The organism is Cytobacillus oceanisediminis 2691, assembly GCF_007678455.1.
In the GTDB taxonomy this organism is placed as follows: Bacteria; Bacillota; Bacilli; order Bacillales; family Cytobacillaceae; genus Mesobacillus; species Mesobacillus oceanisediminis_A.
The window spans coordinates 1-228 of record NZ_VEEP01000460.1; the positions used below are offsets into that span (position 1 = coordinate 1).

The window sequence follows — 228 nt, forward strand, 5'->3', positions numbered from 1 at the left end:
GAACACGGAAGTTAAGCTTCTCAGCGCCGATGGTAGTTGGGGGTTTCCCCCTGTGAGAGTAGGACGCCGCCGGGCAAAAATGCATTTTCATCTTGGACAAATTCCTAAGATGAGGCATTCGAATCATCTGCAAGAGTTATGTTAAATTACCACTATTCCGCAGTAGCTCAGTGGTAGAGCACTCGGCTGTTAACCGAGCGGTCGTAGGTTCGAATCCTACCTGCGGAG

Annotated in this window: 1 tRNA gene and 1 rRNA gene; both read left to right on the forward strand. The window is 50.0% G+C overall.

Going from position 1 to position 228, the window contains the following annotated elements:
- Positions 1-75 (forward strand): 5S ribosomal RNA (rrf, locus tag FS736_RS25765); the annotation flags it as partial.
- Between the two features lie 81 nt (positions 76-156).
- A tRNA-Asn gene (locus tag FS736_RS24045) sits at positions 157-228 on the forward strand.